The 1,851-nt window shown below is 67.0% G+C and carries 1 protein-coding gene; it reads left to right on the forward strand.

Annotated elements, in window-relative coordinates:
• Positions 1-607: 607 nt before the first annotated feature.
• Positions 608-1,851 (forward strand): IS701 family transposase (locus LR394_RS40970; protein WP_456238339.1); only part of this gene is annotated, 1,244 nt, incomplete at its 3' end.

Raw genomic sequence — 1,851 nt, forward strand, 5'->3', positions numbered from 1 at the left:
GGACACCCCCCGCCCACGTCGAGGACGACATCCGCCGCACTGATATATGTAGGCGCCTTCTGTCAAGTGGGCGTGGTTGATCGCCAGCCGGGTTGTGTGGATTCAGGTTGCTGGGCAGGCAGTTTGGGCCCAGCCGGGACGGTGCAGGGCGTGCGTGTCATGGCGACGCGCGGTCAGACCGATATGCGCGGGTTGGTTACCGCAGGACGGGCTGTTCGGCTGGGACGATGCCGCGGGTCTAGCCCCAATACCGTTCACTTAGGCGGGTGGATGGTGTAGTTCGGGGTGGTTTCGGGTTGAGGATGGTTGGCGTGGTGGGCGCGTTTGACGTGCCATTTGGGCATCTTGCGTTTGATGACGCGGGGTGCTGACCGCAGCCGGCGGGCGGGGTTGACCCGGTCCAGTAGGCGCCAGATGGCTTGCTGCCAGATGTTGTTGAGTGCCCTGGCCTGCCGGCGCGGCGATCGGTTAGTACTCCAACGCCACTTCGAAATGTGACGGTCTGTACTGGAGGGGATGCTCGACGCAGTGGGGGTATGTCGGTCGCAAACTGGGCGCGGCCACCGGTTGATGATCTTGGGTTGTGTGGACTCAAGAGGATCGCGAGGTGGCCGCGGGCCATAGCGTAGACCCTGATCGGTGGCTGGCGGAAGCGGATGAGTTGCTGGGGCGGGCGGGCCGGCATGTGGGTCGGGTCGAGCCGCGGAAGCGGTTGCGGCGGTTCGTGTTCGCGATGATGGCACCTTTGCCGAGGGTGAACTGCTGGAGTATCGCCGAGTACGCGGGTGAGGCGTCTCCGCGGGCGATGCAGCGGTTGCTGTCCTCGGCGGCCTGGGATCAGGATGCTGTGCTGGGCGAGGTCCGGGACTGGGTGATCGAGCGTCTGGGCGCCCCGGATGCCACGCTGGTGATCGACGAGACCGGTGACCAGAAGAAGGGCACGGCCACGGTCGGGACCCAGCGGCAGTACTCCGGGACCACCGCCCGGATCGAGAACTGCCAGGTCGCGGTCTATCTCGCCTACACCACCGACCAGGGGCACAGCCTGCTGGACCGGTGCCTTTACCTGCCGAAGTCCTGGACGAGCGACCCGCAACGCCTGGAAGCAGCCGGCGTCCCGAACGGAGTCGCCTTCGCGACCAAGCCCGCGCTGGCCCGCGAACTCATCGAGCGGACTCTGGACGCAGGCGTTCCGGCCTGCTCGGTCACCGGTGACGAGGTCTACGGCAACGACCCGAAGCTCCGCAAGGCCCTTCATCAGCGCGCCATCACCTACGTCCTGGCCGTCGCGAAGACCCACGAGATCACCACCGGGATCGGCCCCCGCAAAGCCGTCGAGCTGGCGGTCCGGCTCAAACCCGCTGCCTGGAAGCGTCTCTCGGCAGGCAAAGGAGCCAAGGGCGAACGCTGGTACGACTGGGCCGTCATCGACACCATCGACCCCGCCGCCGGCCCCGGCGGGCACCACATGCTCCTGATCCGCCGCAACATCAAGACCGGTGAGTACGCCTTCTACCGCGCCTGGAGCCCACAGTCCGTGCCGGTCAGAACCCTCGTCAAGATCGCCGGGCGTCGCTGGAGCATCGAGGAATCCTTCGCCTCCGGCAAGGAACTGGCCGCCCTCGACGAACACCAGGTCCGCACCTGGACCTCCTGGAACCGCTGGACCGCCCTGGCGATCCTGGCCCACGCCCTGCTCTCGGTCCTGGCCGCCACCGAACCACCACCCGCCCCCGCCAGCGGCCTGATCCGCCTGACCCGCAACGAAATCCGGCGTCTCCTGGCCCACGTTCTCCAGCCCGTTCACGACGTTCTGCACGCCCTGCACTGGTCGACCTGGAGACGAACCAC

The sequence above is a fragment of the Kineosporia babensis genome (assembly GCF_021129305.1).
Taxonomy (GTDB): Bacteria; Actinomycetota; Actinomycetes; order Actinomycetales; family Kineosporiaceae; genus Kineosporia; species Kineosporia babensis.